We start from the raw sequence: 23,251 nt of genomic DNA, 5'->3' as shown, positions 1-23,251 counted from the left end.
ATGGCGTGGATCTACTGCAAGGGAGGGCGTCCATCCACGCATGGGGTGGATCTACTGCAAGGGGGGCGTCCATCCACGCGTGGGGTGGATCTACTGCAAGGGAGGGCGTTCATCCACGCATGGCGTGGATCTACTGGTCCTGGCCGGCGTAGTAGATCCACGCCATGCGTGGATGCGGTGCCAGGTTCCTGCGCATGATCATGCCGCCGCAGCGCCGGTGCGTGTACCGTAGGCACATGAGTACCTACCATCTGCAGTCCGTGTTCCGTCCGCAGTCGGTCGCGGTGATCGGCGGCAGCCCGCGTGAGCGCTCGGCCGGCCGCGCGGTCATGCGCAACCTGCGTGGCACCGGCTTCCCCGGCAAGGTCGCATGGATCAACCCGCGCCACGCCGAGATCGATGGCATCCGCACGGTGAAGCGGTTGAAGGATCTGGACTGGGTGCCGGAACTGGTGGTGATCACCGCGCCGGCGGCGATCGTGCCGCAGGTGGTACGCACCGCCGCCGAACGTGGCGTGCAGGCCGCGATCATCCTCACCGCGCATCTGGGTGAAGGCCCGGGTTCGCCGTGGGCACAGGTAGAGGCAGCCGCGCGCGCGCATGGCCTGCGCATCCTCGGCCCGCACTGCCTGGGCGTGATCGCGCCGCATGCACGGCTCAATGCCAGCATCGCTGCGCATTTCCCGCAAGCTGGCGACCTTGCGTTGATTTCCGAATCCTCGGCGATCGCTGCCGCCCTGGTGGAGTGGGGCGTGGCGCGCTCGGTGGGGTTTTCCGCCGTGGTTTCGCTGGGCGACACCATGGACGTGGACTTCGGCGACCTGCTGGACTATTTCGCCACCGACTACCGCACCCGCGCCATCCTGCTGTACGTCGAACAGATCAAGGACGCCCGCAAGTTCATGTCGGCCGCGCGTGCCGCGGCGCGTGCCAAGCCGGTGGTGGTGGTGAAGTCCGGGCGCGCCGAGCGGGTGCAGCCGGGCAGCGCCGATACCCACGTGCAGGCACTGGCGCGCGCCGATGATGTCTATGGCGCGGCATTCAACCGCGCCGGCCTGTTGCGGGTGAGCGCGCTGGACGAACTGTTCACCGCGGCCGAGTCGCTCGGCCGCCTGGGTACCTTCCCTGGGCGCCGCCTGGCCATCCTCAGCAACGGCGGCGGCGTCGGCCGCCTGGCGGTGGACCAGCTGATTGCCCTGCAGGGCACGCTGGCGCAGCTGTCCGACAGCACCGTGCAGAAGCTCGATGCGGTACTGCCGCAGGGCTGGTCGCGCAGCAACCCGGTCGACATCGTGGTCGACGCCGATGGTGATCGCTACGCCGCTGCCATCGAGGCGCTGCTGGCCGACAACGAGAACGATGCGGTGATGGTGGTCAACGTGCCCACGGCGTTCACCTCCTCGGCCGACGCCGCGCAGGCGCTGACCCGAACGCTTGGCCTGCGCCCGCGCCATCACCGCGACAAGCCGGTATTTGCGGTGTGGCTGGGCAACGACGACCAGGCCACCGCCACCCTCAATGCGGCACGCGTGCCGACCTATCCCACCGAGGCCGAGGCCGTGCGCGGTTTCCAGCATCTGGTGCGTTACCGCGAAGCACAGAACGCGTTGATGGAAACGCCGCCCAGCCTGCCGCAGGACTTCAGCGTGGACACCGCGCACGCACGCGCGCTGGTCGAAGCCGCGCTGGCCAACGGTCAAGGCTGGCTGGACCCGCTGGCCACCCACGAACTGCTGAAGGCCTACGGCATCCCGTCTGCGCCGGTGATGCACGCACGTGACGCGCACGAGGCGATGGACTTGGCGCAACCGTTGCTGGAGCGCGGTGCGACCGTCGCGCTGAAGATCCTGTCACCCGACATTCCGCACAAATCCGAAGTGGATGGCGTGCGCCTGAACCTGGCGACGCTGCCTGCGGTGCAGAGCGCGGCCAAGGCGATCCTTGCCCGTGCGCGACAACTGCGGCCGGACGCGCGCATTGATGGCCTGCTGGTGCAGCCCACCATCGTCCGCCCAAAGGCTCGGGAGCTCATCGTCGGCATCGCCGACGACGCCACGTTCGGCCCGGTGATCGTGGTCGGCCGTGGTGGCACGGCGGTGGAAGTGATCAATGACAAGGCACTGGCGCTGCCACCGCTGGACCTGCGTCTGGCCCACGAGCTGATCGGCCAGACCCGGGCCTCGCGCATCCTCAAGGCGTACGGCGATGTGTCCGCGGCCGACGAGCGCGCACTGGCGCTGGCGCTGGTCAAGCTGGCGCAGCTGGCAGCAGACATTCCCGAAGTACGCACGCTGGACATCAACCCGCTGCTGGTGGACAGCAAGGGCATCCTGGCGCTGGACGCACGTGTGGCGGTCGCGCCGTCGCGCATCCTGCACAAAGGCCGCGGCCATCCCCGCTTCGCCGTGTTCCCGTATCCGAAGGAATGGGAGCGCACCATCGACCTGTCCGATGGCGGTCGCGCCTTCGTACGCCCGGTGCGGCCGGAAGATGACGCATTGTTCCGCGCATTCTTCTCGCGCGTCAGCGATGAGGATCTGCGCCTGCGCTTCTTCCAGTCGGTCAAGCACTTCAGCCACGAGTTCATCGCCCGCCTGACTCAGCTGGACTACGCGCGCTCGATCGCACTGGTGGCCATTGAACCGCGCAGCGGCGAGATGCTCGGCGCGGTGCGCCTGCATGCCGATGCGGACTATCACCGCGGCGAGTACGGCATCCTGATCCGCTCGGACCTCAAGGGTCACGGCATCGGCTGGCGCCTGATGGCGATCATGATCGAGTACGCCAAGTGGCTGGGCCTGGATGTGGTGGAAGGCCAGGTGCTTCGCGAAAACAGCACCATGCTGGCGATGTGCCAGAGCCTGGGTTTCAAGACCAAGCTGGATCCGGACGACCCGACGGTGATGATGGTGACGTTGCCGGTGCAGCAGGTGGAAGTCCCCGACGTCCCAGTGTGATCGGCACCTCGTTCATTTCACATTGGTGCTTCTACTGGAACCAGAACTCCTCGATAACCTTGCTGCACGACTGATCCAGCTCCAGATGGAACGATTTGCGTTCCTGCATGGACAGTGGATCTGCAAGATCGTCCTGATGCAGCACGGCAAAACCGCGACCGCCGGATAAGGGAGGCGATGTGGCTACGAGATACGTCGTCGTACTCCAAGCCCTGCTACGCCGGACGTAGGCCTCCACGACACGTACGCATTCGGGCTGCTTCTGCGCAGCCAGTATGGTGGCTCTTACCGCCGCAGGCAGCGCGGCCAGACCATCCCTGGTGGAGGCACCACCTGAGGAGGGAGGGCAGGCCAAGCCAAGGAACAGCACAATCGCTGGCACTCTGGACATCACTCGCCTCGCAGGGACGGTAGATCCTGACATCCATCATGGCAGGATTTTCGTAGGTTATCGCAGCGGCTCGACCACCACCGCCGTGCCATAGCACAGCACTTCGGTCAGGCCGGTCATCACATCGGTGGCGTCGTAGCGCATGCCGATGACCGCGTTGGCACCCAGCTGTCGCGCATGCTTGACCATGTCGCGGTAGGTTTCCTCGCGCGCCTGCTCACACAACTCGGTGTAGATGGTGATGTTGCCACCGAAGATCGTCTGGATGCCGCCGAGAAAGTTGCCCACGATCGAGCGCGAGCGCACGGTGATGCCGCGCACCACGCCCAGGTTGCGTGCGATGCGGTAGCCGGGCAGCTCGAAGGCGGTGGTCACCATCGAATCATCGAAGCGTGCTGCGGAGGTGGTGGGAGTGCCGCTGTTGTAGGGATCGGCCATGGGTGTCTGGTCTGTTGTCGAAGAGGAGAAGGAACTGCCCGGTTGGATGGAGCGCTGCAAGAGTACTAAGCAAGTGCTATTCCTGATACGCGACCTGCACCCTGCCGCCCTCGGCAAGGAGCATCACATCGGCAAATTGTTCCACCTCAAATACAGAATAGGTAACTTCGATTCCAGATCCAGGAAGCGTCAGACGGGCAGCATCATCCTGCGCGACCTCAATCAACTTGCGGATGCCGGCAAAGCAGTACTCGGCGCGCACGCCGCTGATCTCCAGCAGACTGTCATCACCTCGCTGCTCATACTCACGGGCGAGCGACACGGACTCCTGCATCGCGGTCGCTGGGTCAGGCGCATCCAGCAGATACAGATTCTCGTGGACCGGGAACGATGCTTGGCCCTCGTACAGGTAGTAGAAGATGGCGTGCGCGCAATACAGCATTGTTGCCCTCCCGGAAGGAGCAGGTATCTGGTCGCGCAACACACCGGGCCAGCCGGTGGCTGGCCGCGTTCACCGCGCAGCGCCACAATACCCGCATGACCGACCGTATTCCCCTGCTCCTCCTCCCCGGCCTGCTCAACGATGCCGAGCTCTGGCGCGCGCAGCTGGCCGACCTGGCCGATATCGCCGACTGCAGCGTGGGTGACCAGACCCGGGGCGAGACCCTGCAGGCCGTGGCTGAGGACGTGCTGGCGCAGGCGCCCCCGCGTTTCGCGCTGGCGGGATTCTCACTGGGCGGCTTTGTCGCGCAGCAGATCCTGCGCATCGCGCCGGAGCGCGTGATGCAGCTGGCCCTGATCGACACCTCGATCCATGCCGACTCCCCCGAACGCGCCGAACAGCGCCGCAGCCAGCGAGCCAGCGTGCGCCTGCCGGGCAAGTTCCATGGCTTCGGCGATGCGCTGATGCGCAGCTATATCGACGCCTCGCGGCTGGACGACTACGTACTGGTGCAGCGCGTGCGTGACATGACCGCACGCCTGGGCGCGGAGGTGTTCCTGCGGCAGAGCGCGCTGGAGCGCAGTGATGGTCACGATGTGCTGGCCGGCTACCGCGATCCGCTGCTGATCGTCTGTGGTGCGAACGACCGCATCACGCCGCTGGCGGTCAGCGAGGAAATGCATGCGCTGGTGCCGCATTCGCAGCTGGTGGTGGTGCCCGATTGCGGGCATCTGGCGCCGATGGAAAAGCCGGAAGAGGTGAGTGCGGCGATGCGGACGTGGTTGCTGCAGGACGAGAATTGAACCCACGCTTCTGGTAGGTGCCGACCTTGGTCGGCACGGTGTCTCATCGATCAACTAGAGGTAAGCGCCGACCAAGGTCGGCACCTACCGGTAGCGCCGGGCCATGCCCGGCGGCTTCTGCTCAATCCCAGGCCGGCGCAATGCCTTCCGGATTGGCCAGGCGATGGCCACGGTCCAGCTTGGCGATCTGCGCCATGTCGTCTTCGGTCAGGCGGATCGCCGCCGCTTCCAGGTTGCCGGCCAGATTCTCGCGCTTGGTCGACGACGGAATGACCGCAAAGCCCTGCTGCAGGGCCCACGCCAGTGCAACCTGCGCCGGCGTGGCCTGATGACGGCCAGCAATGGCCTGGATCACCGGGTCTTTCAACACTTCGCCATAGGCCAGGCTCATGTACGCGGTGATGCGGATGCCGTTGTCCTGCAGGAACTTCACCAGCAGACGGTTCTGCAGGTACGGGTGGATCTCGATCTGGTTGGTGGCGATCGCCTCGGCGCCAAGGATTTCAATCGCCTTGCGGGTCTGGGCGATGGTGAAGTTGGAGATGCCGATCTCGCGGGTCAGTCCCTGTGCCTTGGCTTCGGCCAGCGCCGGCAGGTATTCCTCCATCGGCGTGTCGACCTTGTCGTTCGGCGACGGCCAGTGGATCAACGCCAGCTCGACATGGTCGGTGCGCAGCTTCTCCAGGCTGGTGCGCAGGCTTGCCAGCAGCGCATCGCGCTTGAACTCGGTGATCCACACCTTGGTGGTCAGGTAGATCTCGTCACGCGGTACGCCGGACTCGGCGATGGCCTGGCCGACCTCGGCTTCGTTGCCGTAGATCTGGGCGGTGTCGATGGCGCGGTAGCCGACGTCCAGTGCGTTGCGCACCGAGTCGATCACGGTCTGGTCTTTCAGACGGAAGGTGCCGAGGCCGAAAGCGGGGACAGTCATGGGGAACTCCAAAGCGGGGGAAGGAGGTGATTGCAAAGGGTAGGGCAGGGGCCGTGTGCATGCCGGCAACGGTGCATTGCGCTCATCAATGCGCCGCAACGGTGATGCCCTCGGCGGTATCATCGATGCCGTCGCGACGGTCCAGGCGACCGCTCAGCACGGTAAGTCCAAACGCGCCGACCACCACCAATGCACCCAGCCACGGTGTATGCATCAGGCCGATGTGCTCGACCACCAGGCCGCCCAGCGACGCACCCAGCGCGATGCCGATGTTGAACGCGGCGATGTTCAGGCCCGAGGCCACATCGGTGGCCTGCGGTGCGTAGCGCTGTGCCTGCTTGACCACATACACCTGCAGGCCGGGCACGTTGCCGAATGCCACTGCGCCCAGTGCCAGTACGGTCAGCAGCATCAGCCAGGTGTTGTGGGCGGTGAAGGTCATGACCAGCAGCACGATGGCCAGCAGCGCGAAGATGCGCTTCAGCGCGGGCACCGGGCCCATGCGGTCGGCCATGCGGCCGCCCCACAGGTTGCCGATCGCCACCGACACGCCATACACCAGCAAGACCAGGCTGACCGCGTTGGCCGAGAAGCCGGTGACGTCCTGCAGGATCGGCGCCAGGTAGGTGAAGGACAGGAAGGTGCCGCCGTAGCCGAGTGCGGTGATGGCGTAGACCAACATCAGGCGCGGCTGCGCAAGCACGCCCAGCTGCTGGCGGAAGGTGGCCGGTGCGCTCTGCGCCAGGCCGCGTGGCACGAACAGCAGGGCACCCAGCAGCGCGACCACGCCCAGCCCGGCCACGGCCAGGAACGTGGCGCGCCAACCCAGGTGCTGGCCGATGAAGGTACCCAGCGGCACGCCGGTCACCAGCGCCACGGTCAGGCCGGTGAACATGATGGCGATGGCACTGGCGGCCTTCTCCTTCGGCACCACGGCGGTGGCGATGATCGAGCCGATCGAGAAGAACACCCCGTGGGCCAGGCCGGTGAGGATGCGGGCGACGATCAGCGAGGTATAGCCTGGTGCCATCCACGCGATGACATTGCCGAGGGTGAACAGCACCATCAGCGCGACCAGCAGGGTCTTGCGCGGTACGCGGCCGGTGAGTGCGGTCAGCACCGGTGCGCCGACGGCCACGCCGAGGGCATACAGGGAGACCAGCAGGCCGGCCGACGGCAGGCTGACCTGCAGGTCGGCGGCGATGGTCGGGATCAGGCCGACGATGACGAACTCGGTGGTGCCGATGGCGAAGGCGCCGAGGGTCAGCGCCAGCAGGGCGAGCGGAATGCCACGGATCATGACAGTGTCCAGAGGAAAGGAAGGGGCGCAGTGTGCGCGGCCGACCTTTGCCGAAAAACCGGTCTTCACGCCAATCACTCTTGCCGCGTGGTCAATAATGGCGCCATGAAAACCACCCTCGACGAAATGCAGGCCTTCCTGGCGGTGATCGACAGCGGTTCGATCAGCGCCGCTGCCGAGCAGCTGGGGCAGACGCCTTCAGGCGTGAGCCGCGCGCTGGGGCGGCTGGAGGACAAGCTGGGCACCACCCTGTTGACCCGCACCACGCGCCGCCTGCACCTGACCGCCGAGGGCGAGGCCTATCTGCGTCATGCCCGCGCGATCATCGATGCAGTGGAATCGGCCGAGGAACAGATGGCGGCGCGCCGTGAGCGCCCGGCTGGCCGGTTGCGGGTGGATGCGGCGATGCCGTTCGTGCTGCACGTGATCGCGCCGTTGGTGGCGGGCTACCGCGCGCGCTATCCGGAGGTGCAGCTGGAGTTGAACAGCTCCGAGCGCTACATCGACCTGCTGGAACGGCGTACCGACCTCGCGATCCGCATCGGCCCGTTGGCCGATTCCACGCTGCATGCGCGGCCGCTGGGGCGCTGTCGGCTGCAGGTGCTGGCCAGCCCCGGCTATCTGGCTGCGCACGGGGAGCCGGCCAGCGTGGCGGCGCTGGGCCAGCACACGCTGCTCAGCTTCAATGAACCGGAATCGCTGAACCGCTGGCCGCTGCCGGGCGATGCCGATGGGCAGCTGCTGGTGCGCCCGGATATCGCGGTCTCCAGTGGCGAGACCCTGCGCACGCTGGCGGTGGAAGGCGTGGGCATCACCTGCCTGTCCGATTTCGTGACCGAACGCGATCGTGCGGCCGGCAGGTTGGTACCGGTTCTGGCCGCGCAGACATTGGATGTGTACCAGCCGATCCACGCGGTGTACTACCGCAACACGGCCGTGTCGGCGCGGATCAGTTCGTTCCTGGACTACCTGGGTGAAGCGATGGCCGCATCGGATTACCTGCGTTGATGCATTGTGTGGGTTGCCGGCCAGCGGCCGGCACTACCCGTATGCACATTGCCCGGTAGTGCCGGCCGCTGGCCGGCAACCGGATCAATCAGGCCGCGCGCGCCAGCGCGTCCTTCGCCGCCGCCGTGGTCGACAGATCGAACACATCCACCGAGTCGATCAACCGGTTCGCCTGCTGTTCCAGGCTGCGTGCCGCCGCACTCGCTTCTTCCACCAGCGCAGCATTCTGCTGGGTGGTGCCATCCATCTGGATGATGGTCTGGCTGACCTGCTCGATGCCCGCCGACTGCTCCTGCGAGGCAGCGGAGATCTCGGCCATGATGTCGGTCACGCGCTGCACCGACGCGACGATCTCGGCCATGGTGTCACCGGCCTGGCGCACACGCTGCGCACCGTGGCCAACCTGTTCCACCGACGCCTCGATCAGCGATTTGATCTCCTTGGCCGCTGCGGCCGACCGCTGCGCGAGCGTACGCACTTCACTGGCGACCACCGCGAAGCCGCGGCCCTGCTCACCGGCACGCGCCGCTTCCACCGCCGCATTCAACGCCAGGATGTTGGTCTGGAATGCGATGCCGTCGATCACGCTGATGATGTCGGCGATCTGCCGCGACGAGCCTTCGATCGCATCCATCGTCGCCACCACCTGGCCGACCACTTCACCGCCCTGCGAGGCCACGCTGTGTGCACCGATCGCCAGCTGGTTCGCCTGCCGCGCATGCTCGGCGTTCTGGCGCACGGTGGAGGTCAGTTCCTCCATCGACGCGGCGGTTTCTTCCAGGTTCGCCGCTTGCTGTTCGGTACGGCGCGACAGGTCGTTGTTGCCGGCGGCAATCTCGGCGGCGGCGGTGTGGATGTTGCCCGAGGCGTGCTTGATGTCGGTGACGATCGTGGCCAGCTGTGCCGCCGTGGTGTTGGCATCGCCGGCAATGCGGGCGAACACGCCCTGGAAATCACCGTGCATGCGTGCACCCAGGCGACCATCGGCAATGGCACGCAGCATCGTCGACACCTCACCGAGGTTGTGTTCGGTGGTCTGCATCAACCGGTTCAGGCCATCGACCATCGCACGGAAATCATGCTCGAAGCGCGCGCTGTCGCCGCGCTGGCTGAAGTCGCCTGCGGCAGCGGCTTCGGCCAGGCGGCGGATCTCGTTGTTGATCGCGCCGAGATTGGATTTGACCGCATCCAGCGCCTGGGTGATCACCGCCTTCTCGCCCGGCAGACGCTCCATGTCCAGGCTGAGGTCGCCCACCGCATAGCGGCCCATGATCGCGATCGCGCGCATCTTCACCTGGATGTGCGCATCGACCAGGGTGTTGGTGTCGGCCACCATCGTGCCGTAGGCACCGGGGAAGGCGCTGCTGTCCATGCGATGGCTGATCGTGCCGGCGTCGTGCGCCTTGGCCATCGCAGTCTGCGCGTCGAGCACGCCACGCAGCGTGCTCTGCACGGCCTGCATCGCCTGCGCCAGGCGACCGATCTCGTCGCGGCTGCGCACCTGCACGCGGTAGTCGAGATCGCCGGCAGCGACTGCACGTGCGGCCGCTTCCACGGCCAGCACAGGCTGCACCACGGCGCGTCGCAGCCACCAGCCCAGACCGATCAGCAGCAGCACGGCCGCGCCGATGGTCAGCGCGGCGCACAGCACCAGCGTCTGCCGTGCCTGGTGCGAACGCGCGGTCACCGCGGCCTCGGCCACCTGGGTGGCCTGCGCACCCAGCGCATCCAGCGCGGTCGCCACCGGACGGTCTTTGCCGCGCACCAGTGAATCGCCGGCCGCAGGATCGTAGTCGGCGTCAGCAAAGGCCTGCAGTGCTGCGTGGTAATCCTGCTGCAACTTCGCGTGCAGGCTGGAAAACGCTTGAGCCAGTTCGCGCGTGCGCGCATCGGGGCTGGCCGCCAGGCCCGTGGCCAGTTCGGCGACGAGGCGGCCTTCGCTGTCGAAGGCCTGCAGATGGTGCTGGCGCAACGCGGCATCGTGACCGCGCAGCAGCACGTTCTTCCATTCCTGCACCTGCCCGCGGAACTCGCGCTGCAGGCGCTCGGCGTCGCGGCTGTGGGCGACCTCCGGCGGTACCTCGGTGGACAGCTTCAGCCAGGCAGACGCCAAGCCCGCCAGGGCGCACAGCAGTACAACGGCCAGACCAACGGAAACGGCACCGAGCAGCTTCGACTGCAGCCGCGGCGCATGGGAAGAGGCTTTCATGGGACGGAATCTCGGAAGGGGAGCGATGCGGTATCGACCGTCCTTGAGGTCTCTGAAGTGCGATGCGTGTCACATTCCCGTTCTGTTTAGTGATGTGAAGAATGTGTTTCATAGGACAAATGTGTCCATATGGAACGAAAGCAGACCCTCGACAGGTGGTTTAAATGTAACTATTGTAGTTACATGAAATCCACGAACCCGCTTTCCGACGCGCTGCACGTGATGGCCCACCTGGTCGGCCAGCACGGGCCGCGAACCTCCGAACAGCTGGCCACCTGCCTGCCAACCCATCCGGTGGTGATCCGCCGCCTGCTGGCGCAGATGCACAAGGCCGGCCTGGTCCGCAGCACGCGCGGCCACGGTGGCGGCAGCCAGCTCGCCCGGGACGCGGCGACGATCACCCTGCACGACGTCTACCAGGCCATCGGCGCACCGCCGATGGTCCAGGTCGGCACCCGCGAAGGCATGGGCGGTTGCCCGATCCAGCAGCTGGTCAACCAGGCCCTGCTGGAGAGTGCCCGCGAAGCACAGCGCCTGCTCGAGCAGCGGCTGCAGGCAACCACCCTCGACCAGCTTGGCGCCGACTTCGCCCGCCATCTTGCCCACCATCGCTCCCTGGAAGGTCACCATGAATCCTGATGTCCTCATCGTCGGCGGCAGCTACGCCGGTATCGCCGCGGGACTGATCCTGGCGCGTGCGCGCCGGCCGGTCACGATCATCGACGCGGGCTTGCCGCGAAACCGCTTCGCCAGCCATTCGCATGGCGTGCTGGGCATGGACGGGATCAGTGGCGCCGAGTTGCTGAAGAACGCACGCCAGCAGTTGCTGGACTACCCGACCGTGCGTTGGCTGACTGCCGAAGCCGTGCAGGCCACGGCCGGCGCCGATGGCGTGGAGGTGCATACCGCCGACGGCCAGGTGCTGACCGCGCGCAAGCTGTTGCTGGCCACCGGCATCGCCGACCAGCTGCCCGAACTGCCCGGCATGGCCGAACGCTGGGGCAGCACCGTGCTGCACTGCCCGTACTGTCACGGCTACGAAGTGGGGGGCGGTTCGATTGGCCTGCTCGGTGGCCATCCGATGTCGGCCGGCAAGGCGCCGCTGTTCGCCGATTGGGGCAACGTCACCTTCTTCAGCCAGGGCCTGCCGATCAGCGACGAGGAACTGGCCGCCATGCAGCAGCGCGGTGTACAAATCGAAACCACGCCGGTGGTGGGCGTGCACGGTGAGCAACCCACCTGGCTGGAGGTCGAGCTGGCCGATGGCCGCCGTATCGCCCAGCGTGCGCTGTTCGTGCCTGCCGGGCAGGCGATGGCCACGCCGCTGGTGCAGCAACTGGGGTGTGCGTTGGTGGAAAGTCCGCTGGGCGTGCTGATCGAGGTGGACATGATGAAACAGACCTCGGTGCCGAACGTCCATGCAGCCGGTGATGCGACCACGGTCGGCAACATCACCCTGGCCATGGCCGAAGGGGTGCGCGCGGGTATCGGCGTGCACCACGCGCTGGTTGCCGAAGATAGTCTGCCGCGTTGAGGCAGTGCATCCACGCACGGCGTGGATCTACTGGGCTGGTGCATCCGCGAGTGACGCGGATCCATTGAACGGTGCCGACGTTGGCCGGCACCGCCATTCCTCAACCTTCCACGCTGGCCACATCCAGCTGCGCCACGTCCTGCACGCTCAACCCCACGTTCGCCGCCGCCAGCAGGTCGTGCAGCTGTTCCACGCTGGTGGCGCTGACGATCGGCGCGGTGATCGACGGCCGTGCGATCTGCCAGGCCAGCGCGATCTGCGCGGCAGTGGCGTTGTGCTTGCTGGCCACATCATCCAGCGCCTGCAGGATGCGCAGCCCACGCGGGTTCAGGTAGCGCTTGACCACGGTAGCGCCACGCGCGCTGCTCTTGCCGGCATCGTCCGGCGTGCGGTACTTGCCACTGAGGAAGCCACTGGCCAGGGCGTAGTAGTTGATCACGCCGATCTGCTCGCGTTGCACCAACGGTTCCAGTTCCTTCTCGTAGCCGGCGCGGTCGTACAGGTTGTACTCCGGCTGCAGGGTTTCGTAACGCGGCAGCTTGTAGTCGGTGGACACCTTCAAGGCTTCGGCCAGGCGCGCGGCACTGTAGTTGGACGCGCCGATCGCGCGCACCTTGCCGGCCTCGATCAGGCGACCGAACGCCGCCAGGGTAGCCTCCAGCGGTGTGGATTCATCGTCCTCGTGGGCCTGGTACAGATCGATCACATCGGTCTGCAGGCGACGCAGCGAATCTTCCACCGCGGCATCGATGTTGTCCGGGCTCAAGCCGGGCCGCTCGGCCCATTTGGCCACCTTGGTCGCCAGCACCACCTTGTCGCGCTTGCCGCTGCGCGCGAACCACTTGCCGAGCAGGGTCTCCGACTCGCCACCCTGGTTGCCCGGCACCCACGCCGAGTACACGTCAGCGGTGTCGACCAGGTTGAAGCCGGCATCGACGAAGGCATCCAGCAGGGCGAAGCTGGCCTTCTCATCGGCGCTCCAGCCGAACACGTTGCCACCGAAGGCGAGCGGAGCTGCATGCAGGCCGGAACGGCCCAGTTCATGGGTTGCCGTCATGGGCACGGACTCCTTGGGGGAAGTCCTTCAGGATAGAGCGCGATGTGTGACCGCGCTGCGGCGCTGACCACAAAACTGTGTTCCGCGACGCGCACGCGGCTAACGTTTTGTGAACACCTGCGGCGCGGCGGCTGCTAGTCTCGCCGCATCTTCCGCTGGAGTCGCCCCGATGATTGCTGCCTCATCCCTGCGTGGTTGCCGTGTGCTGCTTGCCTCGGCGCTGCTGGTCGCCGTTCCCGCATTCGCTGCACCGGCCACGGTCGCACCGGCAAAGATCCAGGTGTCGCCGGTCATCGATGCGGCGGTGAAGGCCCCGACCCGCGACCCGGCCAACATCAAGCGCGACGGTTTCCGTCATCCTGCGCAGACGCTGGGCTTCTTCGGCGTGGCGCCGGAAAAGACCGTCATCGAGATCACGCCCGGCAATGGCTGGTACTCGGAAATCCTGGCGCCGCTGCTGCGTGACAAAGGCCATTACATCGCCGCAGTGGTCGACCCGCAGGCCGTGGCGGAAGGTCGCGGCCGCGACTACCAGCAGCGCAGCCGCGACAGCCTGGAAAAGAAGTACGCCGCCGCACCGGCACAGTTCGACAAGACGGCCGTGATCGCCTACGACCCGGCCAAACCGGTGTTCGGCGCGGCCAACTCGGCCGATGTGGTGCTGACGTTCCGCAACGTGCACAACTGGCGCAAGGCCGGCCAGGCGCAGGGCATGTTCCAGGGCTTCTTCAACGTACTCAAGCCGGGCGGCGTGCTCGGTGTGGTCGAACATCGCGCCAAGGCTGATGTGGCCGATGATGACGATACCGGTTATGTGGGCCAGCAGCAGGTGATCGCGATGGCCGAGGCCGCCGGCTTCAAGCTCGATGCTCGCACCGAGGTCAATGCCAACCCGCGCGATACCAAGGACCATCCGAATGGCGTGTGGACCCTGCCGCCGACCAACCAGCACGACAAGGCGGACGATGCCAAGTACCAGGCCATCGGTGAAAGCGACCGCATGACCCTGCGTTTCGTGAAGCCGTAAGCCGGCACGTCGTACTGTCAGCGCGGATTCCCCACTGTAGAGCCGAGCCCATGCTCGGCTCATCGCGCACAGCGCGACGGAACGCAACAGCAGCCGAGCATCGGCTCGGCTCTACAGGTCGGTTGCGCGCAGCGCGGCGTGGGACAATGCGTCACCACCGCCTGCCGTCCCCGCGATGCTGATTGCCTTCAACAAGCCGTTCAACGTGCTTTGCCAGTTCACCGACCGCAGCGTGCCGCCGCGGCCGACATTGGCCGGTTTCGGTTTGCCGCCGCGGGTCTACGCTGCCGGCCGTCTCGACCATGACAGTGAAGGCCTGCTGCTGCTGACCGACAACGGCACGCTGGCGCACAAGCTGACCGACCCGAAGCACAAGGCGGACAAGCTCTATTGGGTGCAGGTGGAAGGCGTGCCCAGCGACGAACAGCTGCAGCAGCTGCGGGATGGCGTGGTGCTCAATGATGGACCGACACTGCCGGCGAAGATCGAGCGCCTCGATCCCGCGCCTGATCTGTGGCCCCGCGATCCGCCGGTGCGCTTCCGCAAGACGGTGCCCGACAGCTGGCTGGCGATCACGATCCGTGAAGGACGCAACCGCCAGGTGCGGCGGATGACCGCGGCCGTGAACCTGCCGACGCTGCGCCTGGTACGTGCTGCGATGGGGCCGTACCGGCTGGATGACCTGCAGCCGGGGCAGTGGCGGCAGATCGGCTGAAAGAAAAAAGGCCGGAGGCCCTGCGGCGTCCGACCCTCGTGCAGCGTCATGGGGTCAGAGCCCTTCCTGCGGAAGGGATCCGACCCCGGCCAATCAGGCGTCGCTGCCGATATCGCTGTGTTCGTCGACTACGGTGTCGTTGCGGCGATCGCGTGCGTTGATGCGCTGGGCCTGGCCGTTCACGACATGGCCATTGGCGGCCTTCTTCTTCTGCTGCTTGCGGTACAGCGCGTAACCCAGCAGGCCAACGCCCACGGCAGCCGCCGCGATGGTCACCGCAGGGTTGCGGCGGGCGAACTTGGTGGCGGCCTTGCCGCCGGTCTTCACCGCACCCAGCGCGGCGCCGGTCTTGATCCAGTCGCTGGCCTGCGGGCCGAGGTGACGCAGGCTGCCGCCGGCGCTCTTCAGGCCATCGCCCGCGGTGTGGGCCAGGTCGAGGGCGCGCTCCAGGGCGCGGTCGGTGATTACGGTCAGTTTGCTCATGCGGGGGTGTCCTTGCCTCGGGTCGAAGTCCAGTGTCGCCTGTTGCCCGTAAACGGTATGTCAGTCAGGCGGGCGCGTGGTGTGACTCTACCGCAGCCATTCAGGAACGGGCGGGGTGTCGGCGCGCATTACGTCCCGCGCGGCTTGGCCCGGTGGGTCGCCGTGGCTGTCCATGGATCGTCCGGCCACGGGTGGCGCGGGTAACGGCCCTTCATTTCCTTCTTCACCTCGGCGTAGGTGTTCTCCCAGAAATTGCGCAGATCCTGGGTGACCTGCAACGGCCGGCCGCCCGGCGACAGCAGGTGCAGGGTCAGCGGCACCCGGCCATCGGCGATGCGCGGCGTATCGGCCAGCCCGAACAACTCCTGCAGCTTCACCGCCAGCACGGGCGGCAGCGGCTCGCCGTTCTCGCTGTCCAGCGCATAGGTGATGGGCCGCTCCAGCCCTGACGGTACGGTGATCCGGGTCGGCGCGTGGCGTTCGACCAGCTGCCGCAGCGACCATTCCAGCGGCAACTTCAGCGCTTCGCCGAAACTGGCCTCGTCCAGCGCATCCAGCCGTGTCTTGCCAGCGAACGCCGGCAGCAGCCACTGCGCACGGTTGGCCAGCAATGCGGCATCACTGCAGTCGGGCAGGCCCAGGTCGGGCATCCAGCGTCGCAGCGACTCCACCCGCGCCTGCCACTGGCGCAGACCGTCGGTCCATGGCAATGCCTGCAGGCCGAGCTCGGCAACGGCGTTGGTGAGCGCGTGCGCCGCCAGTTGCGGATCAACCCGGCCCGCCGAGCGGCTGTCCATCACGATGCGGTCGAAGCGTGTTTCGCGCAGCGCGACCAGGGCGCGGCGCGTGTCATCCCAGCGCACCGCGTCTTCGGTCACGAAGCGGTCGGGCCAGCTCCGGCGCAGATAGCCTTCATCCACCGGCGCGGCGCGCAGCAGCAGCGCGTCGCGTGCCTCGAAGCGCAGTTCGCTGGCCACCAGCCACGGTTCGCCACGCAGGTCGCTCAACTCATGCAGGCGGGCACTGCGACCGTTGGCCAGCAGGTAGCGCAGCGGGTCGTTCGGATGCTGGAAAGCAATGCGATCGGGGAAGGCATGGGCCAGCAGGTCGCCCAGTTCGTGCGCCTCGATGCTGGCCGGTGGCATGGCTTCACAGCGCAGGCGACGGCGCCACTGCTTGGCAGCGGCATCGATGGCGGCCAGGCCGCTGCGATTGGCATCGGCGGGCGCACGGCCATTGCGGAAGGCCGCCAGCGCGCGCCAGCGAGCGGCCAATGCATCACCGCCCTGGCGCAGTGGGTCGCGCGCTTCCAGCAATGCCGCAAGATCGGCGGCCAAGGCCTGTGCGCGGGCACTGGGTGCGGCCAGCAGCATCGCGGCCATCCGCGGATGGGTGCCCAGCGCCAGCACGCGGCGACCGAGTGCGGTGATCGCGCCGCTGCTGGATAACGCACCCAGACGCTGCAGCAGTTCGCGGGCGGCGGCCATCGGCCCGCTCGGTGGCGGGTCGAGGAAGCGCAGGTCACTGCTGCCCCAGGCGGCCAGTTCCAGCGCGAGGCCGGCCAGTTCAACCTGGTCGATCTCGGCGCGACGCTGCGGTTCCAGCCGTTGCGACTGCGGCCACAGCCGCCAGGCCACGCCCTCGGCCACGCGCCCGGCACGGCCGGCACGCTGGTCGGCCGAAGCCTGCGCGATGGCCACCACATCCAAACGGGTGAACCCACTGTTGGGGTCGTAGCGTGGTTCGCGCGCCTGGCCGCTGTCGATCACCACTCGAACGCCGGGCAGGGTCACCGAGGATTCGGCAACGTTGGTGGCCAGCACCACGCGGCGGCGGCCGTCGCTGGAGGCCTGCAGCACGCGTGCCTGCTGTTCCACCGGCAGTTCGCCGTGCAGGGCCAGCACGTCCACCGCAGTGCCATCAAGACTGTCCTGCAGGCCTGCCTGCACGCGGGCGATCTCACGCTGGCCGGGCAGGAACACCAGCAGGTCACCGGGGTGCTCGGCCAGTGCCTGCTGTGCGGCACGTCGCACCTGCAGCTCGAGTGCCTCGTCACGCCGCGCCGGGAAGTGGCTGATCGCTACCGGATAGCTGCGGCCCTCACTGCTCAGCCGCGGCGCATCGAGGAAGCGGGCCAGGCGCTCGCCGTCCAGCGTCGCCGACATCACCAGCAGCCGCAGGTCGTCGCGCAGCTGCGACTGCACGTCCAGGGCCAGCGCCAGGCCCAGATCACCGCTGAGGTGGCGCTCGTGGAATTCATCGAACAGGATCGCGCCGACGGTTTCCAGCATCGGGTCGTCCTGCAGCATCCGGGTCAGGATGCCCTCGGTGACCACCTCGATGCGCGTGCGCGCGGACACCTTGTTCTCGAAGCGGATGCGGTAGCCGACGGTGCCACCGACCTCCTCGCCGAGCTGGCGCGCCATGAACATCGCGGCACTGCGCGCGGCCACCCGGCGAGGTTCCAGCAGGATGATCCTGCGGCCCTGCAGCCAAGGTGCATCGAGCAGCGCCAACGGCACCTGGGTGGTCTTGCCGGCGCCAGGCGGGGCTTCCAGCACCAGCCGCGGGTGCGTGGCCAGGTGCTGCTGGATCTGCGGCAGCAGCGGGGAAATGGGGAATTGCGGGGCGTTCATGTGCAAAGGATAAGGGGCCATGGCGGGCACGGGTACAATGCGCGGGTTTTCCTGCCCCTGCTGCCCCCATGCATCTGATCGATATCGGCGCCAACCTGACCCACGACTCCTTCGACCGCGACCGCGATGCCGTGCTGGACCGCGCACGCCAGGCCGGTGTGGTGCAGATGATCATCACCGGTGCCAGCCGCGAGCATTCGCCGCTGGCCCTGCAGCTGGCGCAGCAGCACCCGGGGTTCCTGTACGCCACCGCCGGCGTTCATCCGCATCACGCGGTGGAATACACCGACGAGTGCGATGCGGAGATGCGTGCGCTGCATGCCCACCCGGAAGTCGTGGCAGTGGGCGAGTGCGGGCTGGACTACTTCCGCGATTTCTCGCCGCGCCCGGCGCAGCACCGGGCCTTCGAACGCCAGCTGCAGTTGGCTGCAGACAACGGCAAGCCGTTGTTCCTGCACCAGCGCGATGCACATGCCGATTTCATGGCGCAGATGAAGAACTTTGGAGGCCGCATCGGCCCGGCCGTGGTGCACTGCTTCACCGGCGAGCGCCAGGAGCTGTTCGATTACCTGGACCAGGACTGGTACATCGGCATCACCGGCTGGCTGTGCGACGAGCGCCGCGGCGGGCACCTGCGCGAGCTGGTGAAGAACGTTCCGGCCAACCGGTTGATGATCGAGACCGATGCGCCGTACCTGCTGCCGCGTACGTTGAAGCCGATGCCGAAGGATCGCCGCAACGAACCGATGTTCCTGTCGCACATCGTGGACGAGCTGGCGCGGGATCGTGGCGAGGATGTGGCGACCACGGCAGCGAACGCCACGGCCGCAGCGCGTGCGTTCTTCCGATTGCCGGACGCCGCCTGATCGGCAAACGGTAGTGCCGGCCGCTGGCCGGCAATCAGATTGTGCTGCCGGCCAGCAGCCGGCACTACCCGTCAGCCGTGAACGCCCGGATCCGGTAGCGCCGGGCCATGCCCGGCGAGCGAAGCGGCAAGATCCGTCAGCCCTTCCCGATACGTTGGAAACCGTGGGGTCCAGTCCAGCGCTTCGCGCGTGCCGCGGCTGTCGATGCGCTTGTTGCTCTGGTAGAAGCGCCGCAATGTCGCGCTGAGCGATGGATCATTCCAGGCCACTGCGGGCGGTATGGCAAATCCCCCCAGCTGCGCGGCGAAGGCCAGTACCTCCTGCGGCGGCGCGGGCTCGTCATCGCTCGGCAGATACAGCGCATGGGTCGTGGGACGTCGCATCGCAGCGATCACTACTGCTGCGAGGTCATCGACGTGCAGACGATTGAACGCGAGCCCTGGCCGCACCACGTGCCGCGCGCGGCCCTGCGCCAACTGCAGCAGTGCATTGCGCCCGGGCCCATAGAGGCCTGGCAGGCGGAACACCGCCGATGCGATGCCACGCGCCTCCGCCAGCGCACGCCACTGCGTTTCGGCAAGTCGACGCTGCACGCCCACGGGATCTGTGGCATCGGCAACGCTGCTCTCGTCGATCCAGCCACCGTCGCGGTCACCGTAGACCGAGGTCGACGACAGGTAGCCAAGCCAACGCAGTGACGCGCTGTCGCGCAACGCGGCATGCAGCAGACGCAGCGCCGGGTCGCCCTCGGCATCGGGTGGCACGCTGCACAGCACCGCGTCGGCGTGTGCGATGGCATCGAGCAGGGTTGGCGAGAGCGCAGCGTCGGTCTGCAGCTGATGACGCTGCAGGCCGTCGTCAGGCGCCGAGGCCGGATCGCGCACCGTGCCTTCCACCTGTACGCCCTGGGCCTGAAGGCGCGCGGCCAACACGCGCCCACTCCAGCCCATGCCGAGGATCAGTACCCGCTTCGGCAACGGGCCAGGCATGCTCATCGGCTCAGCTCGCGCGCTGGGCCTGATAGGCCTGCAGGCTGCTGTAGGCTACCTGCAGCAGCAACGCTTCCTGGCCAGCGGCGCGTGCACGCGCCAGCATGTCGCCGACGATCTGAGTGGCTTCCACCTGTTGGCCGGCTTCCAGATCGCGCAGCATTGATGCCTTCAACGCCGAACCCGCTTGGGTCAGGGTGCCACGCGCGGTGTCCTGCGCAGCGTCCGGCACCGGTTCGCCCGCCGCTCCGGCCACCGCCAGGCATTCGTCGTAGAGCCCACGCACGATGGCCTCGCCGTTGTCGGTGGCCATGATGGTACCGATGTCCGCACGCAGCAGGCAGGTAGCCGCCGCCAGCGCGGTGAGGAACGTGTACTTGATCCACTGTTCCTGGCCGATGCGCTCGCTGGCCAGATGATCGAGATTCGCCTGCGCACAGGCTGCAGCGAATGCCTGCACGCGCGTGGAGATCGCACCGCCATCGCGTTCGCCGAAGGTCAGCTTGGCCGGCTTGCCCAGATGCAGCACGGCACCATCGGGCGCCTTGGTCGCACTGATGAAGCACAGCCCGCCGAGTACCGCGTCGCGGCCGAAGCGCGCGTCGAGCGCGTTGTAGTGGTGCAGGCCGTTGAGGATCGGCAGCACGGCGGTGCCCGCACCCACGGCCGGTGCGATGGCATCTATCGAGCTGTCCAGGTCGTAGGCCTTGCAGCTCAGGATCACCAGATCGAACGGCGCGTCCGCAGCCAGCGTCGGCAGGGCATCTGCGGTGACATGCTGCACCGGGAACGTGGCATCGCCTACCGGGCTGCGCAGCACCAGACCATCGCGATCCAGCTGCGCGGCGCGGGCAGGGCGAACGAGGAAGGTCACGTCCACGCCCGCCTGTGCCAGGCGACCACCGAAGTAACCGCCGGTACCGCCGGCGCCGAGGATCAGGATACGCATTGCACGCTCACCGCAGTTGGGGGATTCACTGCTGTGATTGTGCCGGAGTTTGCGGCCAACGGCTGAGCCCCTCGTGGTGGTTCGCGCAAAGCGCTGTTCATGAGGTTGGCCGGGTGGGTAGGTTGCGCAGGGGGCGCCGTAAATACGTCCTTGTAGGCTCGGTCGCCGCATCCATGCGGCTCACGCCCCTGCGCAACCTACCCACCCGGCCACGGACGTGTTCCGTGTGCGTCCACCACGGAAAACAAAGAAGAAAATCAAAAGCAATAGCGGGTCGCTCCGCTCGTTTCTCGCGATCATCTTTCCGGTGGATCCACATCCAATCAGATCGGAAACAAAAAGAGCCGAGCATTGGCTCAGCTCTACATGATCTCCATCCACGCATGGCGTGGATCGACCGTGTCGACCAAGGTCGACACCCACCAACAGCAGCAAAGTCCGCCGTTCCAACAGCAGCGGGAAACTGTCGAAGGCGGGGTGGTGTCGGGTTGCGGGGTGTCCGCGCCATGGATGGCGCGGCCAAGCCTACACGGACGTACTTGCGGCGTCCCCGCAACCCGACACCACCTCGCCAACCCACGGAATGCAAGCTTTTGCCGTTGCTGTTGCTGTTGCCGGCCAGCGGCCGGCACTACCACCGCGGGTGCAGGGCCGCAGGCCCTGCAGAACATCCTCAGCTGCGCATGCCCACGCCACGCTTCAGCAACCACAGCGCCAGCGCCGTCAGCACCACCACGAAACCGATCATCAGCGCATACGCCACTACCACCGGCACATCGCTGCTGCCCAGCAGACCGTAGCGGAACGCATTGACCATGTAGAAGATCGGGTTCGCATGCGTGGCCGCCTCTGCCCATGGCGGCAGCAGCTTCACCGAATAGAACACGCCGCCCAGATAGGTCAGCGGGGTCAGGATGAAGGTCGGCACGATCGCCACGTCATCGAACTTCTTCGCATATACCGCGTTGATGAAGCCCGCCAGCGAGAAGATCGTCGCGCCCAGGATCACCGTGGTCAGCGTCACCAGCGGATGCGGAATGCGTACCGGGGTGAAGAACATCGCGATGATCAGCACGATCACGCCCACCATCAGGCCGCGCAGTACCGCACCGGCCACATAGCCCCACAGGATCACCCAGTTCGGCATCGGGCTGACCAGCAGCTCTTCCACGTGACGGCCGAACTTGGCGCCGAAGAACGACGAACTGATGTTGCCGTAACTGTTCTGGATCACGCTCATCATCACCAGGCCCGGCACGATGAACTGCATGTAGCTGTAGCCACCCATGTCGCCTACGCGCGAACCGATCAGGCCGCCGAAGATCAGGAAGTACAGGGTCATGGTGATCGCCGGCGGCACCAGGGTCTGGCCCCAGATGCGCATGATGCGGGCGACTTCGCGGCGCACGATGGTCATCAGTGCGATGCGGTTGCGCTGGCCGTCGGTCAGGATCGGGGTCGGGGTGCTGCTCATGCGGACGTCTCCTGGTTGCCGGTGAGGCGCACGAACAGTTCCTCCAGGCGGTTGCTCTTGGTTCGCATCGAGCGCACGCGGATGCCCGCTGCGTTCAGTGCTTCGAACACGCGGTTCAGATCCATCGCGCGCGGCATGTCGATGTCCAGCGTATGGCCATCGATGGCGATCAGGGTCGCACCCTCGATCACCGGCAGCTGGGCGGGCAGGGCGCCGTCGATGTCCAGCAGGAAGCCTTCCACATCAAGCTTGGCCAGCAGTTCGCGCATCGGGCCCTGGGTGACGATCTGGCCATGGTCGATGATGGCCAGGTTGCGGCACAGGTGCTCGGCCTCTTCCAGGTAGTGGGTGGTGAGGATGATCGTGGTGCCGGCGGCGTTGATCTCCTTCAGCACCCGCCACATGTCGCGGCGGATCTCGATGTCCACGCCGGCGGTCGGTTCGTCCAGGATCAGCAGGCGCGGGCGGGTCATCATCGCGCGGGCGATCATCAGCCGGCGCTTCATGCCACCGGACAGGGTGCGGCTCATCACCTGCGCCTTCTCCCACAGGTGGGCGCGCTTGAGCTCGACCTCGGCCATCTGCTCGGCTTCCGCACGCGGCACGCCGTAGAAGCCGGCGTAGTTCACCAGGATGTCGAAGGGCTTTTCGAACAGGTTGAAGTTGATCTCCTGCGGCACCAGCCCGATCAGGCGCATGGTGGCGCTGCGGTTGCGCACCAGGTCGCTGCCGAACACCTCCACCTGGCCCTCGCTGAGGTTGACCAGGGAGCTGATGATGCCGATCAGGGTGGACTTGCCGGCGCCGTTCGGGCCCAGCAGGGCGAAGAAGTCGCCCGGTGCCACTTCCAGCGAGACCCCTTTCAGGGCCTGGGTGCCGTTGTCATAGGTTTTACGCAGGTCGCGCACGCGCAGGGCGGGCGCCGTATCGTTCAGGGAAGCCAAGCTCGAAGCCTTCGCGCCCATGGGCTGGCGCTGGAGAGGGGCGGGGAAGGTCTATTATAGAAGACCCCGAGGGCTTGCCCCGGCTACACACTGTCCCG

Annotated in this window: 20 protein-coding genes; 8 read left to right on the top strand and 12 right to left on the bottom strand. The window is 66.8% G+C overall.

The annotated features are described in order from the left end of the window. The first annotated feature begins 236 nt into the window (after positions 1–236). The gene (locus HUT07_RS19605; protein ID WP_176022320.1) at positions 237–2,957 is read left to right on the top strand and encodes a bifunctional acetate--CoA ligase family protein/GNAT family N-acetyltransferase; all 2,721 of its coding nucleotides are present in this window, start codon (positions 237–239) and stop codon (positions 2,955–2,957) included. Between the two features lie 448 nt (positions 2,958–3,405). On the opposite strand, the gene HUT07_RS19600 is transcribed toward HUT07_RS19605, so the two are convergent. Next, positions 3,406–3,786, bottom strand: a complete 381-nt coding sequence (locus tag HUT07_RS19600; protein ID WP_089237720.1) for a YbjQ family protein — start codon at positions 3,784–3,786, stop codon at positions 3,406–3,408. Between the two features lie 76 nt (positions 3,787–3,862). Then, positions 3,863–4,228, bottom strand: a complete 366-nt coding sequence (locus HUT07_RS19595) for a DUF4288 domain-containing protein (RefSeq protein WP_176022319.1) — start codon at positions 4,226–4,228, stop codon at positions 3,863–3,865. 95 nt (positions 4,229–4,323) lie between these two features. On the opposite strand from HUT07_RS19595, the gene HUT07_RS19590 reads away from it, so the two are divergent. Further along, positions 4,324–5,031, top strand: a complete 708-nt coding sequence (locus tag HUT07_RS19590; RefSeq protein ID WP_176022318.1) for an alpha/beta hydrolase — start codon at positions 4,324–4,326, stop codon at positions 5,029–5,031. A gap of 121 nt (positions 5,032–5,152) precedes the next feature. On the opposite strand, the gene dkgB is transcribed toward HUT07_RS19590, so the two are convergent. Together dkgB and HUT07_RS19580 are read right to left on the bottom strand one after the other, a co-directional pair. Further along, complete coding sequence (gene dkgB, locus HUT07_RS19585; protein ID WP_176022317.1) at positions 5,153–5,962, bottom strand: 2,5-didehydrogluconate reductase DkgB; 810 nt, start codon at positions 5,960–5,962, stop codon at positions 5,153–5,155. 85 nt (positions 5,963–6,047) lie between these two features. Next, on the bottom strand, positions 6,048–7,262 hold the full coding sequence (locus HUT07_RS19580) for an MFS transporter (RefSeq protein WP_176022316.1): 1,215 nt from the start codon (positions 7,260–7,262) through the stop codon (positions 6,048–6,050). Positions 7,263–7,367: 105 nt separating this feature from the next. On the opposite strand from HUT07_RS19580, the gene HUT07_RS19575 reads away from it, so the two are divergent. After that, entirely contained in the window at positions 7,368–8,270 is a 903-nt protein-coding gene (locus tag HUT07_RS19575) for a LysR family transcriptional regulator (protein ID WP_176022315.1), read from the top strand. Positions 8,271–8,358: 88 nt separating this feature from the next. On the opposite strand, the gene HUT07_RS19570 is transcribed toward HUT07_RS19575, so the two are convergent. After that, positions 8,359–10,479, bottom strand: coding sequence for a methyl-accepting chemotaxis protein (locus HUT07_RS19570; RefSeq protein WP_176022314.1), 2,121 nt, complete (start codon positions 10,477–10,479; stop codon positions 8,359–8,361). 183 nt (positions 10,480–10,662) lie between these two features. On the opposite strand from HUT07_RS19570, the gene HUT07_RS19565 reads away from it, so the two are divergent. Together HUT07_RS19565 and HUT07_RS19560 are read left to right on the top strand one after the other, a co-directional pair. After that, the gene (locus HUT07_RS19565; protein ID WP_176022313.1) at positions 10,663–11,118 is read left to right on the top strand and encodes an Rrf2 family transcriptional regulator; all 456 of its coding nucleotides are present in this window, start codon (positions 10,663–10,665) and stop codon (positions 11,116–11,118) included. After that, positions 11,108–12,013: an NAD(P)/FAD-dependent oxidoreductase gene (locus HUT07_RS19560; protein WP_176022312.1), complete on the top strand. Its 906-nt coding sequence runs from the start codon at positions 11,108–11,110 to the stop codon at positions 12,011–12,013. The genes HUT07_RS19565 and HUT07_RS19560 overlap by 11 nt, the downstream gene beginning before the upstream one ends. A 100-nt stretch (positions 12,014–12,113) precedes the next feature. Here HUT07_RS19560 and HUT07_RS19555 read toward each other — a convergent pair whose 3' ends face one another. Continuing rightward, on the bottom strand, positions 12,114–13,070 hold the full coding sequence (locus HUT07_RS19555; protein ID WP_176022311.1) for an aldo/keto reductase: 957 nt from the start codon (positions 13,068–13,070) through the stop codon (positions 12,114–12,116). 169 nt (positions 13,071–13,239) lie between these two features. Between HUT07_RS19555 and HUT07_RS19550 the strand changes: the two genes are divergently transcribed. Together HUT07_RS19550 and HUT07_RS19545 are read left to right on the top strand one after the other, a co-directional pair. Further along, positions 13,240–14,097: a class I SAM-dependent methyltransferase gene (locus tag HUT07_RS19550; RefSeq protein WP_176022310.1), complete on the top strand. Its 858-nt coding sequence runs from the start codon at positions 13,240–13,242 to the stop codon at positions 14,095–14,097. 175 nt (positions 14,098–14,272) lie between these two features. Next, a complete protein-coding gene (locus HUT07_RS19545) occupies positions 14,273–14,812 on the top strand; it encodes a pseudouridine synthase (RefSeq protein ID WP_176022309.1) in 540 nt (179 codons plus the stop codon). A gap of 93 nt (positions 14,813–14,905) precedes the next feature. Here the strand turns inward: HUT07_RS19545 and HUT07_RS19540 are convergent, their stop codons facing one another. Both HUT07_RS19540 and hrpB read right to left on the bottom strand, forming a co-directional pair. Then, positions 14,906–15,295: a hypothetical protein gene (locus tag HUT07_RS19540; protein ID WP_176022308.1), complete on the bottom strand. Its 390-nt coding sequence runs from the start codon at positions 15,293–15,295 to the stop codon at positions 14,906–14,908. A gap of 128 nt (positions 15,296–15,423) precedes the next feature. Beyond that, the gene (gene hrpB, locus HUT07_RS19535; protein WP_176022307.1) at positions 15,424–17,931 is read right to left on the bottom strand and encodes an ATP-dependent helicase HrpB; all 2,508 of its coding nucleotides are present in this window, start codon (positions 17,929–17,931) and stop codon (positions 15,424–15,426) included. Positions 17,932–17,999: 68 nt separating this feature from the next. Between hrpB and HUT07_RS19530 the strand changes: the two genes are divergently transcribed. Next, positions 18,000–18,797, top strand: coding sequence for a TatD family hydrolase (locus HUT07_RS19530; RefSeq protein ID WP_176022306.1), 798 nt, complete (start codon positions 18,000–18,002; stop codon positions 18,795–18,797). Positions 18,798–18,868: 71 nt separating this feature from the next. Here HUT07_RS19530 and HUT07_RS19525 read toward each other — a convergent pair whose 3' ends face one another. The 4 genes from HUT07_RS19525 to HUT07_RS19510 all read right to left on the bottom strand — a co-directional run bounded on the left by HUT07_RS19525 (position 18,869) and on the right by HUT07_RS19510 (position 23,174). Beyond that, positions 18,869–19,792 carry an NAD-dependent epimerase/dehydratase family protein gene (locus HUT07_RS19525; protein ID WP_176022305.1) on the bottom strand — a complete coding sequence of 308 codons (924 nt, stop codon included), beginning with the start codon at positions 19,790–19,792 and terminating at the stop codon, positions 18,869–18,871. Between the two features lie 4 nt (positions 19,793–19,796). After that, positions 19,797–20,735: a 2-dehydropantoate 2-reductase gene (gene panE, locus HUT07_RS19520; RefSeq protein WP_176022304.1), complete on the bottom strand. Its 939-nt coding sequence runs from the start codon at positions 20,733–20,735 to the stop codon at positions 19,797–19,799. Positions 20,736–21,408: 673 nt separating this feature from the next. Then, positions 21,409–22,209, bottom strand: coding sequence for an ABC transporter permease (locus HUT07_RS19515; RefSeq protein ID WP_176022303.1), 801 nt, complete (start codon positions 22,207–22,209; stop codon positions 21,409–21,411). Next, positions 22,206–23,174: an ABC transporter ATP-binding protein gene (locus tag HUT07_RS19510; RefSeq protein ID WP_176022302.1), complete on the bottom strand. Its 969-nt coding sequence runs from the start codon at positions 23,172–23,174 to the stop codon at positions 22,206–22,208. Before HUT07_RS19510 ends, HUT07_RS19515 begins: the two co-directional genes overlap by 4 nt. Positions 23,175–23,251: the final 77 nt, after the last annotated feature.

Source organism: Stenotrophomonas sp. NA06056 (assembly GCF_013364355.1).
Lineage (GTDB): Bacteria > Pseudomonadota > Gammaproteobacteria > Xanthomonadales > Xanthomonadaceae > Stenotrophomonas.
Note: the sequence above shows the minus strand (reverse complement) of the source record. Positions and strands in the feature narration are given on the sequence as shown.